This is a genomic window from Kribbella sp. CA-247076, from assembly GCF_050942445.1.
Classification (GTDB): Bacteria; Actinomycetota; Actinomycetes; order Propionibacteriales; family Kribbellaceae; genus Kribbella.
Map to the genome: position 1 here is coordinate 1,057,358 of NZ_CP192051.1, position 14,965 is coordinate 1,072,322.

Annotated in this window: 11 protein-coding genes; 5 read left to right on the plus strand and 6 right to left on the minus strand. The window is 71.5% G+C overall.

Annotation, left to right across the window (positions count from 1 at the left end):
- Positions 1–71: 71 nt before the first annotated feature.
- Positions 72–767, minus strand: coding sequence for a hypothetical protein (locus ACQPYZ_RS05070; protein WP_433165724.1), 696 nt, complete (start codon positions 765–767; stop codon positions 72–74).
- Positions 768–1,043: 276 nt separating this feature from the next.
- On the opposite strand from ACQPYZ_RS05070, the gene ACQPYZ_RS05075 reads away from it, so the two are divergent.
- From ACQPYZ_RS05075 to ispF, 3 genes are read left to right on the plus strand one after another with little or no spacing between them, the layout of a single operon-like run.
- Positions 1,044–1,529, plus strand: a complete 486-nt coding sequence (locus ACQPYZ_RS05075; protein ID WP_012918679.1) for a CarD family transcriptional regulator — start codon at positions 1,044–1,046, stop codon at positions 1,527–1,529.
- A gap of 57 nt (positions 1,530–1,586) precedes the next feature.
- Positions 1,587–2,282 carry a 2-C-methyl-D-erythritol 4-phosphate cytidylyltransferase gene (ispD, locus tag ACQPYZ_RS05080; RefSeq protein WP_433165726.1) on the plus strand — a complete coding sequence of 232 codons (696 nt, stop codon included), beginning with the start codon at positions 1,587–1,589 and terminating at the stop codon, positions 2,280–2,282.
- Complete coding sequence (ispF, locus tag ACQPYZ_RS05085; RefSeq protein ID WP_433165728.1) at positions 2,279–2,749, plus strand: 2-C-methyl-D-erythritol 2,4-cyclodiphosphate synthase; 471 nt, start codon at positions 2,279–2,281, stop codon at positions 2,747–2,749. The genes ispD and ispF overlap by 4 nt, the downstream gene beginning before the upstream one ends.
- Here the strand turns inward: ispF and ACQPYZ_RS05090 are convergent.
- Positions 2,743–3,756 (minus strand): nitrilase family protein, encoded by a 1,014-nt coding sequence (locus tag ACQPYZ_RS05090; RefSeq protein WP_433165730.1) that lies wholly within the window; start codon positions 3,754–3,756, stop codon positions 2,743–2,745. The two genes, ispF and ACQPYZ_RS05090, sit on opposite strands and share 7 nt — an antisense overlap.
- A 70-nt stretch (positions 3,757–3,826) precedes the next feature.
- Here ACQPYZ_RS05090 and ACQPYZ_RS05095 point away from each other — a divergent pair, with 70 nt between their 5' ends.
- Positions 3,827–4,690 (plus strand): LysR family transcriptional regulator, encoded by an 864-nt coding sequence (locus ACQPYZ_RS05095; RefSeq protein WP_433165732.1) that lies wholly within the window; start codon positions 3,827–3,829, stop codon positions 4,688–4,690.
- Here ACQPYZ_RS05095 and ACQPYZ_RS05100 read toward each other — a convergent pair.
- The 3 genes from ACQPYZ_RS05100 to ACQPYZ_RS05110 all read right to left on the minus strand — a co-directional run bounded on the left by ACQPYZ_RS05100 (position 4,659) and on the right by ACQPYZ_RS05110 (position 11,110).
- Positions 4,659–6,011 (minus strand): M1 family metallopeptidase, encoded by a 1,353-nt coding sequence (locus tag ACQPYZ_RS05100; RefSeq protein ID WP_433165734.1) that lies wholly within the window; start codon positions 6,009–6,011, stop codon positions 4,659–4,661. The two genes, ACQPYZ_RS05095 and ACQPYZ_RS05100, sit on opposite strands and share 32 nt — an antisense overlap.
- Positions 6,011–9,949 carry a Pls/PosA family non-ribosomal peptide synthetase gene (locus ACQPYZ_RS05105; RefSeq protein WP_433165736.1) on the minus strand — a complete coding sequence of 1,313 codons (3,939 nt, stop codon included), beginning with the start codon at positions 9,947–9,949 and terminating at the stop codon, positions 6,011–6,013. The genes ACQPYZ_RS05100 and ACQPYZ_RS05105 overlap by 1 nt, the downstream gene beginning before the upstream one ends.
- Before the next feature lie 66 nt (positions 9,950–10,015).
- Positions 10,016–11,110 carry a neutral zinc metallopeptidase gene (locus ACQPYZ_RS05110; RefSeq protein WP_433165738.1) on the minus strand — a complete coding sequence of 365 codons (1,095 nt, stop codon included), beginning with the start codon at positions 11,108–11,110 and terminating at the stop codon, positions 10,016–10,018.
- A 121-nt stretch (positions 11,111–11,231) separates the two neighbouring features.
- Here ACQPYZ_RS05110 and ACQPYZ_RS05115 point away from each other — a divergent pair, with 121 nt between their 5' ends.
- Positions 11,232–12,932 (plus strand): DUF2207 domain-containing protein, encoded by a 1,701-nt coding sequence (locus tag ACQPYZ_RS05115; protein ID WP_433165739.1) that lies wholly within the window; start codon positions 11,232–11,234, stop codon positions 12,930–12,932.
- A 55-nt stretch (positions 12,933–12,987) separates the two neighbouring features.
- Here ACQPYZ_RS05115 and ACQPYZ_RS05120 read toward each other — a convergent pair whose 3' ends face one another.
- The gene (locus ACQPYZ_RS05120; protein ID WP_433165741.1) at positions 12,988–14,862 is read right to left on the minus strand and encodes a neutral zinc metallopeptidase; all 1,875 of its coding nucleotides are present in this window, start codon (positions 14,860–14,862) and stop codon (positions 12,988–12,990) included.
- Between the last annotated feature and the right edge of the window lie 103 nt (positions 14,863–14,965).

A 14,965-nucleotide genomic window follows, 5' to 3' on the forward strand; every position in this document is an offset into this window, starting at 1 on the left:
CACAGGCCCCGCCGGTACGACGAACGGGCCGTCCCGCGCCGGGGCGGCCCGTTCGGCTGTCTGCGGACGACTTAGCCGTGGCCGCCTTCGTCGGGGCGGGGGGACGGCGAGTAGTGGTCCTCGGTGATGACCGGGATGTGGGTGGTGATCGGCGCGGCCTTGCCGAAGGTGATGGTCACGTTGATCATCTGGCCGGGCTTGCCGCCGGTGACGGTGATCGGGCCGCCGGCCGCCGGGGTCTCGGTGGCTCCAGGAGTCTCGGTCGCCCCAGGGGTCTCCGTGGCGCCAGGAGTCTCGGTCGCACCAGGAGTCTCGGTCGCGCCGGGAGTTTCCGTGGCGCCGGGGGTCTCGGGGGTGGTGGTCGTCTCGGCGCCGGTCTCGCCCTCTGCCGGCGGCAGCAGGGTCGACGTACCGGCCTTGAGGTCCAGCTCCTCCACGTTGCCGAACGTGACCTCGGCCGGCTGGTCGCCGCCCTGGCCGTCCGCGGTCTCGGGCGCCTGCTCGATCCCGACCAGGGTGTCGTCGGTGCTGCCGCTGTTCACGATGACGGCGTGCAGCTCGCCCTTGCCGTCCTCGGAGGCGATCACCAGCACGTTGCGGAGCGCGATCGAGCCGGAGTCGGCGTTGGTGCCCTCGGCCGCCTGGTAGTTCTGCAGCGTCTGGGCGTTGAAGTTCGCGCCGCAGGCCGTCAGCGCGATACTCAGGGTGGCGGCGGCACCCGCCAGCGCGGTGCGCCGGACGGACCGCGAGGACAACGTGATCGGCACTGGAATCCCTCTCCTGCAAGCTGTCTGTGGCCGTCAGGCAACAGCCTCCGGCGCGTCACAGCGTAGCTCTCGTGGCTGCCGGACCCGCCACCGGGATGGCCGTCACGGGCTGTCGCGCCGATGTCCCCGGCAACCGTCCGGGCACCCTTTCCCGCGCGCACGAGGCACGGCAGAGAGCGTTTGTCAAGGCGGGAAGTGGCCTCTGACCAGCGCAAACGCCCCGACCGGACCATCTACAGCGTGGTAGTATTGAGCTTGGAAAGGGGCACGTGACATATGACTTTCACAGTCGGCGAGACGGTTGTTTACCCCAATCACGGTGCGGCCGTCATCGAGGACATCGAGACCCGTCAGATCAAAGGTGAGGACAAGACCTATCTGGTCTTGAGGATCGTCGCTCAGAACGACCTGGTCGTCCGGGTCCCCGCGTGCAACCTCGATCTTGTCGGCGTGCGTGACGTCGTGGATCAGGCTGGCCTGGAGCGCGTCTTCGACGTGCTGCGTGCACCGCACACGGAGGAGCCGACCAACTGGTCGCGACGGTACAAGGCGAACCTCGAGAAGCTGCACTCGGGCGACGTGATGAAGGTGGCAGAGGTCGTTCGCGACCTGTGGCGCCGTGAGCGTGACCGCGGTCTGTCCGCCGGTGAGAAGCGGATGCTGGCGAAGGCTCGCCAGATCCTGGTCTCCGAGCTGGCCCTGGCCGAGCACACCAACGAGGACAAGGCCGAGGCCATCCTCGACGAGGTTCTCGCTTCCTGATCGACCTGATCAGACCGAGTCGAAGTACGTGATCCTGCCGTCCTGTGTGGGCTCGAGATGAGCACCGCGGCCATCATCCCGGCGGCGGGGCTCGGGCTCCGGCTCGGCGGCGAGACCCCGAAGGCATTCCGAGAGGTCGGTGGCGAATCGCTGCTGGTCCACGCGGTGCGTGGGCTGCAGGCGGCGACCGCCGCCGACCTCAGCTGTTTCGTGGTCGCGGTCCCGCCCGGCACCGAGGACACCGTCCACAAGGAGCTCGAGCCGTACGTCGATGACGCGCGGCTGCTCGTGGTCGCGGGCGGCGCCGAACGGCCCGAATCAGTTCGCGCGGCGCTGGACCTGGTCCCGGTCGACGGGATCGACTGCGTGCTCGTCCACGACGCGGCCCGGGCGTTCGTCCCGGCCGAAGTCGTCGAGCGGGTGGTCGCTGCTGTGCGGGCGGGCGCTCCGGCCGTCGTACCGGCGGTGCCGGTGACGGACACGATCAAGCGGGTCTCCGCGGCCGGCGAGGTGGTCGACACGCCCGACCGGTCGACGCTGGTCGCCGTACAGACTCCGCAGGGTTTCGATCCCGACGTACTGCGTCGTGCGCATGCGGCCGGTGGTGTCGGGGCGACGGACGACGCGATGCTGTGTGAGCGGCTCGGGGTGGCGGTGCTGACGGTCGAGGGGTCCGAGGACGCGTTCAAGGTGACGCGGCCGCGCGACCTGTTGCTGGCCGAGGCGTTGCTGGCGGACAGGAGGCTGACGTGAAGGTTCCCCGGGTCGGGAACGGCGTCGACGTACACCCGCTGGAAGCAGGGCGCCCGTTGTGGCTGGCCGGTCTGCACTGGCCGGACGAGCCGGCCGGTCTGTCGGGCCACTCGGACGGTGACGCGGCCGCGCACGCGATCTGTACGGCGTTGCTGACCGCGGCCAAGCTGGGCGACCTGGGGTCGAACTTCGGGACAGCCGAGCCGGAGTGGGCCGGTGCCTCCGGGATCGCGCTGGTCGGCGAGGCAGCCCGCCGGGTGCGCGCCGCCGGCTTCGAGATCGGCAACGTGTCGGTCCAGATCGTCTGCAACCGGCCGCGGATCGGGACGCGCCGGGAAGAGGCCGAGAAGGTGCTCTCCGCCGCCTGCGACGCCGAGGTGTCGGTGAGCGCGGCAACGACCGACGGGCTGGGCTTCCCGGGCCGCGGCGAAGGCATCCTCGCGATCGCGACCGCCCTCGTCTACTGACGATCCGCCGGCGCGCGCTGCGCGTCGGTCGGCTGATCGTCCGGTCCGGGTAGCTGGACCGGATCGGGGGAGAACCGGGCGGACCGCGGGTCCAGCTCGTCGCCCCTGCGCTGGGTGAGCAGGCCGTACAGCTCCGGACGACGGCCGCGGAGCCAGCGCCGGCCCGTTGCCAGCGGCACCAGGTCCAGGTCGAGGTCGGCGACCACCACCGCCTCGGCGGGCACCGGGGTCTCGGCGACGATCCGGCCGTACGGGTCCAGGATCATCGCGTTGCCGGTGCGGAGCTCGTCGTCGTCCGGGCCGACCCCGTTGCTGAATAGTAGGAACAGCCCGTTGTCGTGCGCCCGGGCCGGCAGCCAGCGCATCAGCCAGCCGCGCCCGCTCGGGCCGTTGAACGCGGCCTCGATCGCGGCCCGGTCGCCGCTGTCCCAGATCTCCCGCGGAATCGGCGTCATCCCGTGCGGGCTGCGTGAGCTGGTCCCGCCGGTCTGGTGCGGCGCCAGCAGGACGGTTGCTCCGAGCAACGCGGTGATCCGGACGTTCTCCACCAGGTTGTTGTCCCAGCAGATCAGCACCCCGGCCCGGAAGCCCCAGGGCGTGTCGAAGACCGTGTACGACGACCCGCTGGCGATCGCCTCGTGCTCGAACGCGTGCAGCTTCCGGTGCACGTGGACCTCCCCGGTCGGCAGGCAGACGGCGTAGGCGTTGAACAGCGTGCCGTCGGCGCTCTCCAGGAAGCCGACGCCCAGCCCGGCGTCGAGCTCCTTGGCCAGGGCAAGGACCCGGCCGACCAGCGGGCCGTCCGCCGGTGACGCCAGCTCGTGCAGCCGCTCCGGGCTGTGCCTTCGGAGGTGCCAGTAGCCGAGCAGGCACAGCTCCGGGAACACCACCAGACGGGCGCCGTCGGCAACCGCCTGCCGGGCCAGCCGTTCGACGGTGGCGAGATTGGCTGCCGGCTGGTCCGGGACCGGCTCGAACTGGACGACCGCGCTGCGGAAGAGGCTCACACGGCCATCGAAACGCCGAGGGTTCCATCACGTCCAATAGTTGTTTGGTCAGATTCCATATCCTGGGGTTATGGATCTCCGGCTGCTCCGGGCGTTCGTCACGGTGGCTCGGCTGCGCAACTTCGGGGCCGCGGCCGAGGAGCTGTCGACCAGTCAGCCGGCGCTGACCAAGCAGGTGCAGGTGCTGGAGCGACGAGTCGGTTCGGTGCTGTTCACGCGCGGTCGCCACGGGGCCCGGCTGACTCCGGCGGGTGAGCTGTTGTTGCCTGACGCACTGGAGTTGCTGGAGCGGTCGGAGGCGTTCGACCGACGCGCGGTGCAGGTGGCGACGGGTGACGAGGGCTCGCTCGCGATCGGGTTCGGGCTGTCCGGGATCGAGCTCGCACCACGGGCGGTAGCGCTGTTCCGCAGCCGGTGGCCGGGTGTTTCCGTCACACTCGACGACATGTCCTCGGCGGTCCAGTGCGAGCGGCTGCTGGCCGGCAGCCTGCAGGTCGGGTTCGTCCGGCTGCCCGTTCCGGCCGGTCTCGAACACCTACGGTTACGCCGGGACCGGCTCGCGCTCGCGATCCCCACCGCGCTGGAGGTGCCCCAGGACGTCGGCCGCTGGCTCGACGGCCGGCCGCTCGTCCGGCTCACGCCGTCCAGGGGTCCTGGTCTGACCGCGCAGATCGACGGCCTGTACGCCGAACTCGGTTGCCGTCCCGCAGTTCTTCAGGAGTCGGCCGATCTGCAGACCGTGCTGGCGTTGGTTGCCGCGGGCGCCGGTCCGGCCGTCGTACCGCAGTCGGCCGAACGCATCGCACCACCGGAACTGCGGCTCGTGCCGTTGTCCGGACGCGCCGCAACCTGGTGGATCGGCGCGGCCTGGTCCACCCGGACCCCGCTGACCGAACGCTTCGTCAAGGCCGCAGCCGAGGTCGCCCGGTCCTGAGCGCGGGCAGCTCGGTCGAGTCCAGCCAGGCGGCGAACAGGGCGCGTACGGCGGTCTCGTCCGGGCTGGACGTGGTCGCCAGCGCGATGAACTCCTCCGTCGTCACCGACCCGTGCCGGTGCGCCTTGGTCCACGCCCGCAGGAGCTCGAAGAACGCGTCGTCCCCGAGGTGCAGGCGCAGTACGTGCAGGGTGATCGCGCCACGCTTGTAGAGCCGGTCGTCGAACATCAGCTCCGGACCGGGGTCGGACAGCAACAGGTCCTGCGGCAGCCCCTTCAGCCGGGTATGTGCCTTGGACACCTGCTGAGCCGCCGTCAGCCCGCCCGAAGCCTCCGACCAGAGCCACTCGGCGTAGCAGGCGAATCCTTCGTTGAGCCAGATGTGCTGCCAGCTCGCCGGGGTCAGGCTGTTGCCGAACCACTGGTGCGCGAGCTCGTGCGCGACCAGCCGCTCCGACCCACGCCGGCCGTCGAGATGGTTGCTGCCGAATACCGAGATGCCCTGCGCCTCCAGGGGAATCTCCAGCGGATCGTCGGTCACCACGACCGTGTACGACGCGAACGGGTACGGCCCGAACAGCCGGCAGAACAGCGTCATCATGGCCTGCTGCCGCCCGAAGTCCGTCCGGAACGCGCGCAACTGCGAGGCGGGCAGCACCGCCCGGGTCGGCACCGGTGACGTGGCCAGCTCGACCTCGTCGTACCGGCCGATCTGCACGGTCGCCAGGTAGGTCGCCATCGGCGCGGCCTGGTCGAACACCCAGGTGGTCCGGCTCGCCTTGACCCGCCGCGACACCAGCCGCCCGTTCGCGACCACGTGGTACGGCGAATCGGTGGTGATCGTGATCCGGTAGTGCGCCTTGTCGCCGGGGTGGTCGTTGCACGGGAACCAAGTGGCCGCGCCACTCGGCTGGCTGGCCACGATCACGCCCTCGGTGAGCTCTTCCCAGCCGAGGTCGCCCCACGGGCTGTCCTCGGGCTTCGGGTTGCCGGCGTACTGGACGTCGACGGTGAACTCGGCCCCGTCCATGATGTTCGCCGAGATGTGCAGCTTCCCGGCGCGGTGGGTGTAGCGCTGCGGCCGCCGTCCGTTGACGCTCACCTTCGACACCCGCAGACCGGCCAGGTCGAAGCTGATCCGGGACAGCGCCTGGGTGGCCACCGCGGTGATGATCGCCTTGCCCGTCAGCCGGTTGCTGCTGACCCGGTAGTCCAGGTCCAGCTCGTACGACTCGACGTGGTAGCCGCCGTTCCCGTGCGAGGGCACGTAGGGGTCGCCGGCGCTGGCCGCACCGGGCTGCCCGTTGGTGCGGGCAATCATCAGCCCTGCCAGGGGGCGATCGGGTTCCCGGCCCAGCGCGTCCCGGCAGGTACACCTTCACCACGCATCACGAGCGACACCGGCCCGATGGTAGCTCCTGCTCCCACGGTCGCGGCCGGCAGGACGATGCCGTGGGGCCCGAGGGTCGCTCCCGGCCCGAAGGTGACTGTGCTCATGGAGAGAACTCGATCATGAAACAGGTGCGTCTGCAGCACGCATCCGCGATTCACCGTGGCACCGTCGCCAAGCGTGACCAGATCCGCCTCGGGCAACCAGTACGTCTCGCACCAGACACCCTTGCCGATCTTGGCACCCAGGGTCCGCAGCCACAGTGCGAGCACCGGCGTACCGGCGGCCGCGTTCGCGAACCAGGGGGCGGCGACCAGCTCGACGAAACTGTCGACCACCTCGTTGCGCCAGACGAACGAGCTCCACAGCGGGTACTCGACCGCGCGGGTCCGGCCGACGATGACCCACTTAGCGACTGTGGCCATCCCGCCCGCGACCGCGCCGGCGGCCAGGATCACCGCGCCGGACAGCAGGACCGTCAGCCACGGACCGAGCCAGACGTCGAGCGCCTGCAGCGCGAACAGGACGCCGAGCGCGATCGCCACCGTGCACATCATCGGGACGAACCGGCACAGCTCGACCAGCGCCCGGGCGACCTTGAGCTTGAGCGGCGGGTTGAAGGTCCGGCTCTGGTCGCCCTCGACCGCCTGCCGCCGGAGCTTCACCGGCGGCGAGCCGAGCCACGACGTACCGGCCTTGGACTTCTTCGGGGCCGCGCTGAGCACCGCGACCAGACCGTTCTTCGGCACGCTCCGGCCGGGCGCGGTCATCCCCGAGTTGCCGAGGAAGGCGCGCTTCCCGACCTTGGCGCCGGCCACGTGCAGCCAGCCGCCACCCAGCTCGTACGACGCGATCATCGTGTCGTCGGCCAGGAACGCGCCCTCGCCGACGGTGGTCATCTTCGGCAGCAACAGCACGGTCGACGCCTCGACGTCCCGGCCGACCTTCGCGCCGAGGGCACGCAGCCACCACGGCGTCAGCAGGCTCGCGTACAGCGGGAACAGCAGGGTCCGGGCCGAGTCGAGCAGCCGCTCGGTCGCCCACACCTGCCAGCCGATCCGGCTGCGGACGGGGTAGTGACCGGGCTTGATCCCGATGCCGAGCAGCCGTACGCCGATCAGCGTCAGCACCGCCAGGGTCGCGAACCCGACGAGCGTCATCAGCGGCACGGCGGCGAGCGCCCGGAGCGCGGCCTCGCCGAGCGTCTCGGTGCCCTGCAACGCATTGCCCAGTACGACGATCGCCGCCGCGGCCGCGGCCACCGGGATCAACGACATGATCGCCGACTGAGCGCCGTACGCGAGCACCCACCAGGGCGCGCGGGCCGGGCGGTGGTCCGGCCATGGGCGGCGGGCGCGGCCGATGCGGACCGCGGGGGAGCCGGACCAGCGCTCGTTCGGCGGGACCTTGCCGGAGACGGCCGAGCCGGCCGCGATCTCGGCGTTCCGGCCGATCTCCGCGCCGGGGAGCAGCGTCGAGCGGGAGCCGATGACGGCCTCGGCGCCGACGGTGACCGGGCCGACGTGCAACTGGTCGCCGTCGATCCAGTAGCCGGCCAGGTCCACCTCGGGCTCGATCGACGCGCCGCGGCCCATCGTGAGCATCCCGGTCACCGGCGGGAGCGTATGCAGGTCGACACCGCGGCCGATCTTCGCGCCGAGAGCCCTTGCGTAGTAGGCGATCCAGGGCGCGCCCGCCAGGTTGGCCGCGCCGGCCGCGTCCGCGAGGTTCTCCGCCGCCCACAGGCGGACGTGGACGGTGCCGCCCCGGGGATAGGTGCCGGGCCGGAGGTTGCGCAGCAGGATCCGGGCGCCGACGACGGCGATTCCCATCCGCCCGGCCGGGGTGATCAGGATCAGCCAGCCGGCCAGGATCCACCACCACGACACGGTCCGCACCCAGGGGAGCGGGCCGGCGAACTCGGCGAGCAAGTTGTTCAGCGTGAACAGGTAGACGAGCCAGCGGACCCCGACGACCGTCTGCAGGATCAACGTCAGCGCTGTCTGCAGCAGCTGGGTGGCCTTCGGCGTCGGCCGGATCTCGCGGACCTCGACCGGCTCGGTGAGCTGGGTGCTGGACTCGTCGAGGCGATCGGCGAGTGCGCCGAGCCGCGGGTACTCGTAGATGTCCGCGACGGTCACGTCCGGGTAGCGCTCACGCAGGGCGGACACGAGTTGAGCGGCCGCGAGGCTTCCACCGCCGTGCAGGAAGAAGTCGTTGTCGGCGCTGGTCACCTTGGCCCCGAGGACCTTCGTCCACCGCACCGACAGCCAGCCCGCCGTACCGTCCAGCTCGGCCGCCGGCTCGTCGGAGTCCATGCCGTCGAGCGGCCAGGGGAGCGCGTTGCGGTCCACCTTGCCCGACGTCCTGGTCGGCAGCGTGTCGACGATCGCCAGCAGCGGTACGAGGGCGGCCGGCAGGGCTTCCCGTAGCCGCTCGGTCGCCGCCTTCTGGTCGAAGGTGGTGGGATCCTTCGGTACGACGTACCCGACGAGCAGCTGATTGCCGGCGGCGCTGGCGCGGACGGCGGCGGCCGCGCCGGAGACGGCCGGCAACGCCTGCAGAGCGGCGTCGACCTCGCCGAGCTCGATCCGGCGGCCGCCGAGCTTGATCTGCTCGTCCGCGCGGCCTTGGAAGATCAGGCCCTCGGGCTCGTAGCGGACGAGGTCGCCGCTGCGGTACGCGCGTTCCCAGCCCAGCGTCGGCATCGGCGCGAACTTCTCCGCGTCCTTCGCCGGGTCCAGGTAGCGGGCCAGGCCGACGCCGCCGATGATCAGCTCGCCGGTCCCGCCCTCGGCCACTTCGTTGCCTGCGGCATCGACCACGGCGAGGTCCCAGCCGTCCAGCGGGAGCCCGATCCGGACCGGTCCTTCGCCGGTCAGCCGGGCGCCGCAGGCCACCACGGTCGCCTCGGTCGGGCCGTAGGTGTTCCAGACCTCGCGGCCGTCGATCGCCAGCCGCTCGGCGAGCTCCGGTGGGCAGGCCTCGCCACCGAAGATCAGCAGCCGGACCTGGTCGAGCGCGTCGGCCGGCCACAAAGCCGCCAGTGTCGGCACGGTCGAGACCACCGTGATGCCCTGCGTGACCAGCCACGGGCCGAGGTCCATCCCGCTGCGGACGAGCGAGCGTGGCGCGGGGACCAGGCAGGCGCCGTGCCGCCAGGCCAGCCACATCTCCTCGCAGGACGCGTCGAACGCGACCGAGAGCCCGGCGAGCACGCGGTCGTCGGGGCCGATCGGCTCCTGCTGGAGGAACAGCCGTGCCTCCGCGTCCACGAAGGCCGCGGCCGAGCGGTGCGTGACCGCGACACCCTTGGGGACGCCGGTCGAGCCCGAGGTGAAGATGATCCACGCGTCGTCGTCCGGCTCCGGGCCGCCGTGCCTGCCTCCCGCCGTACTCGCGCCGGGGTCGTCCATGCGGGCGGAGTACGGGTAGTCGAAGTACCCGTCGGCGTTGTCGTTGTCGTTGGCACGCGGCGGGGTCGGCTGGGCCTTCAGCAGGTCGAGCTCGAGGTCGTCGGCCACGATCGCCGAGACCGCGGCCTCGCCGAACACCAGCTCGGCGCGCTCGTCCGGATCGTCCGCGTCGACCGGCACGTACGCCGCTCCGGCCTGGAGCGTCCCGAGGATCGCGACGTACAGGTCGTTGTGCCCGGACGAGATCCGCACCCCGACCCGGTCGCCCGGCCCGATCCCGCCCGCGGTCAACCGCGCCGCGAACCGCTCCGTCTGCTCGAGCAGCTCCCGGTAGCTCAGGCTCACACTGCCGTCGTCGAGCGCCGGCTCGTCGGCGTACTTCGCCGCGGTCTCCCCCAGGACGTCCACCAGCGTCCGCGCGGACGGCGCCAACTCCCCGCGTCGCAACGTCACGGCCGGATGATACGCCCCGGAGTTAACGCCGCCCGAATCCCCGGCAACGCCGAGACGCCGAAGCCGTCACTTGACCAGGTCGGCCGGGGCGGCGTAGGTGTTGCAGGCCTTGTTCTCGGTGATGTTGAAGCCGTTCTGGATCCAGAAGCCCTGGCTGGTGGCGAGGCCGTGGGTGCGTTCGTCCTCTGGGGTGCTGGGAGACTCGCCGAAGCTGTTGCTGGACTGCTCGCGGAACTCGTTCATGCGGTCGGTCAGCGGATACGACTTCGCGACCGCGCGACTGAAGACACCGGCGAAGCAGGAGGCCTGCAGCTCGTTGCGGCGGGAGAACTCGAGCTTGCGGTCCGGATGGTCCTGCAGGTACGCCGCCCGCGCGTAGAACAACCCGGTGACGCCCTGCACGTGGTGGCCGTACTCGTGCGCGATCGTCATCAGGTAGGCGAGGTCCTGCCGCGGCCCGAACGCCTTGTTCATCTGCTGGACGTCGGTGTACATCACCTGGTTGCCGTAGCAGTAGAAGGCGAGCACCCGGCCGGACAGCGGCGCGAAGTTGCCGCACGGCGTGACCACCGGCTTGTCGAACACGACCAGGCCCGGGTCCGGCTTCTGCTGGCCGATCTCCCGGAAGATCGGCCGCCAGGCGTCGTTCAGGCAGGCGAACAGCTTCTCGTAGTACACCTTCTGCGCCGCGAGGTTGCCGTTGCCGAGGTTCGCGGCCTCGCAGTCCTGCTCCGGCAGCGCGCCGGTGCGGTAGATCTCGGCGTTCAGCAGGTAGTCCTCGGCCGAGCCCTCCTGCGGGTTGGTGGTCGCGGTCGGCACGATCGACGGCCCGGTCACGCCCGGCTGGGCGGTGTCGTCGCCGGCCTGGCCGCCGGTCAGGATCACGCTGATCGCGGCCAGCGCGCCGCCGACGATGACCAGCATCGCGAAGCCGAACAGGATGAGCCGCGCGGCCCCACCCCGGCGCTTCGGCGGCTGGAACCCGTTGAACTGGCCGTGCCCGCCGTAGTACGGCTGGTTCCACTGGCCTTGGTACGGCGCTCCCTGCGGATACGGACCGGACTGGTACGGACCAGGTGGCGGCCCGCCCTGGAACTGGCCGGGACCCTGCTGCCAGGGCGCCGCCTGCGGAGGCGGCAGGACACCGGGCGGCGGTCCCACGGGCCGGTCCTGAGGACGGCCCCCGTAGCCGTACGGGCTGCTCACCGGTGGTGCCCTCCTGCCGCTCGACGGTCCTGACTCGGGTTCGCTGGACGAACCGGCACGAGACTACTCTCGACCCATGTCACCGAAGCGCCGCCTCCTCCCGGCTGCCCTGCTGATGTCCCTGACCGCCCCGTTGGTTGCCCTGGGCACGTTGCCCGCGCAGGCCGTGGGCGAGCGGGCCACCGACGACCGGATCACGGGATACGCCGCCGAGGCGACGCTGACCGCGGACGGCAGGCTGCAGGTCAAGGAGACGGTCGACCTGGCCGCCGGGGGTACGACGTTCAGCCGGACGCTGGCCACCCGCGTCCGGGCCGACGCCGAGCGGGACCGGACGTACGACGTCAGCGACGTGTCGGCCACCGTGAACGGCCAGCCGGCGCAGGGGTTCGAGAACGAGAGCACCGACGACGGCCGCCGGCTCACGATGACCGTGAACGGCCAGTCGAAGATCGTCTACAGCTACACCGTGGACAACGTGGTGGCCGAGTCCACCGAGGGCCGCGAGGTGAGCTGGCCGATCGTGCAGGGGTTCGCGACGTCGGTGCCGAAGGCCTCGCTGACGGTGAACATCCCGTTCGCCACCTGGGTGACGTGTTTCGCCGGCCGGGTCGGCTCGAGCATGCCGTGCACGTCGTCGCAGCTCGCCGAGTCGGCCGCGTTGCAGATCGAGCAGAACGGCGTACCGGCGGGTGGCCGGGTGACCTTCCTGACCGGGCTCGGTGAGCAGGCGACGGTCCGGCCGAACGCGGAGTTCGCGACGCGGTGGAGCCTCGGCCGCGCGTTCACGGTCGACTCGAGCACTCTCGGCCTGGCCGCGCTGGTGTTCGGGCTCGGGCTGCTGGGCGCGGCGGCGCTGTGGTTCTTCCGCGGGCGGGACGCGGCCAGGTTCGGCGGCGGCGGGCCGGAGCGGCCGGTGCTGGACGGCACCGACGGGCCGCAGTTCGCCGCGCCGGACGGAATCCGGCCGGGCCAGGTCGGCACGGTGGTGGACGAGACGGCCGACGTCGTCGACATCACCGCGACGTTGCTGGACCTCGCTGTCCGGAACTACTTGACCATCGTCGAGCTGCCGCGCCAGAGCCAGTTCGGCAAGCTGGACTGGGAGCTCCGCCGGCTGAATCAGGGTGGCCCCGAGCTCCTGCCGTACGAGAAGGCGTTGCTGGACGCGGTCTTCGCCGACGGCGACGCGGTGGTCGTCTCCGCGCTCGGCCCGTCGCTTCGGCCGCGGCTCAACCTGGTGCGCGAGCAGTTGTACGCCGACGTCGTCACGCAGGGATGGTTCACCAGCCGCCCGGACGCGGTGCGGAACCGCTGGACCACCGCGGGCGTGGTGCTGCTGGGTGCGGGCGTCGTACTGACGCTGGTGCTCGCGATCGTGAGCAAGTACGCGCTGGTGGGCCTCGCGGTGATGCTGGCCGGACTGGTGCTCGCGCTCGTCGGACAGGTCGCGCCGGCTCGGACTGCGCGTGGTGCCGCCGTGCTGGGCCGAGTGGCCGGCCTGCAGCGGTACCTGCTGGACGAGACGTCCGCGGACCTGCCGCAGAGCCACCGGCTCGAGTTCGCGTCCCGGTGCCTGCCGTACGCCGCCGTTCTCGGGCTGACCGAGAAGTGGGCGCTGGAGATCGCGGCGACCGATGACGACGACGACCCGGACGCCGGCATCGGCTGGTACTCCGGTCCGGACAACTGGCACCTGTCCGACATCGGCGAGTCGCTCAGCAACTTCGTGACGTCCTTCGGCGGCACGCTGACCACGGCCCGCCGGCTCTTCTGACGCAGACATACAGAAGCCCGGGTCCAGTGCGGACCCGGGCTTCTCCGGTTGACGGCTAGGCCACGCGGGCCTCGTCGGCGGTGTAGGTGTTGCAGGAGTTCGGCTGCTTGCTGTTGTACCCGGCGATGGACCACTGGTAGTTGCTGACCCGGTTGCCGTGGTCGTGCACCCGCGGCCGGGCGTAGTCGTCACCGGTGTGCGCGATCAGGAACTTCCAGTTGGCCAGCAGCGGGTTGCGCATCGGGATGAACGCCGCGTTCGCGCCCAGGTACGCCGCCCCGAGGCAGGTGGCCTGCAGTTCGCGGCGACGGCTCTCGAGCAGCTTCTGGTTCGGCGTCATCGACTGCTGCCGGGAGACCGAGGCCGCGAGGATGCCGCTCAGGTTCTGCACGTGGTGGCCGTACTCGTGCGCGAACGTATTCAGCATGATCGCGCGGGCGTAGACCGGGTTGTTCCGGTAGTACCGGTTGTCCACCGCGAACGGGAGGTAGATGGTCGCGTTCGCCCCGCAGTACGCCGCCCGGACGCTGCGCTGCATGCCACACGGGGACGCGAGCTTGCCGACGTACACGACGGCCTTGGGGGAGCGGAAGCCCAGCCCGGCCTTCTTCATCGCCAGCGACCAGGTGCGGTCGAGGCACGGCAGCAGGCGGGCGTAGTAGTTCCGCGCGGCGGTGAAGTTGATCGGTGCGAACGGCGGCTCGGCGCACTTCGAGGCCGCGATCGGGCCGACGGCGTACAGCTTGTTCGCGGTCAGCACCTCGTTCTCGGCCGGGGGTGCCGGCTCGGACGGCGTGGGCGACGGGCTCGCGGACGGCGGGTCGGACGGGGTCTCCGACGGCGCGACCGACGGGCTGTTGGTCGTCTGCGGGGCGTCGTCGCCGGTCATCCGGACGAGGAGCGTGATCCCGGAGCCGACCACCAGGACGGCGAGCACGACCAGTCCGATCAGCAGACCGCGGGTGCGCGTCTTCTGCTTGCGGCGGCGGCCGGGGCCCGGTGGCTGCGGAATCGGGATCGGCGGGTACTGCCAGGTCGGCGCCTGCTGCACGGGCTGGCCCATCGGGCCGATCTGGCCGGGGCCCTGGTTGTAGCCGGGGTTCTGCTGACCGCGCTGGGCGGCGTGGCGCGGGCCCTGCTGCTGGTTCGGCGGGAGGGCGTTGCTCCACGGCGACGGCGGTTGCTGGGGGCCGGGCTGGCTGGGGGCCCACAGGTACGAGCTCTCGGAGCGGGGTCCGGTGTCGCCTTGTGGGCCGCGCGCCTGCCCGCCGGGCTGCGGCATCCCACCCTGCGGCCACCCACCCTGTGGCCCGGCCGACTGCGATCCGCGAGTCTGTGGGCTGGGAGGCTGCGCACCGCCAGACTGCGGGCCGCCCGACTGGGGGCCGCCGGACTGTGGGGCGCCGGACTGCGGGCCGCCGGATTGCGGGGCGCCGGACTGTGGGCCGCCGGACTGTGGGGCGCCGGACTGGGCGCCGGACTGGGCGCCGGACTGTGGGGCGCCGGAGTGTGGAGCGCCGGACTGGGGGCCGGGCTGCTGGGGCGGGCGGTTGGGGCCGGGCCCTGGGGTCGGTCGGGGTTGCTGCGGCTGAGGTGGGCTTCCGTAGGCGGGCGCGGCTTGCCAACCGACTTGGCTGTCACCAGGACCGCTCTGGGGCGGGCCGGGGCGGGACTGCTCCGGGCGGGTCTGCCAGCCGGCGGACTGGTCGGGCTCGTCCGGGCGGCGGTTGGTCCAGCCTTCGCCGAACCAGTTGTTCGCCGGCCGTTCGGCCGGCGCGGCGCTCGGGTCCTGGAACTCGCGCTTGGCGTCCGTGCCGCCGCTCCACCACCTGGGCGACTGGCCCTCCCCGGCAGGCTGCTCCGGCGGACCGGCGGGCTGGTCGCCGTCAGCCGGTTCCCGCTCCGGGGGTGGACTCCAGTTGTCCGACATCGATACTCCTCACGACCTTCTGGGTGTAGCCGTCAACGTGGTGCATCCGGCGCTGTTCGGGGTGCCGACGCCGCGCCCGGTCGGTTCGTCCCCCCGGACTGCT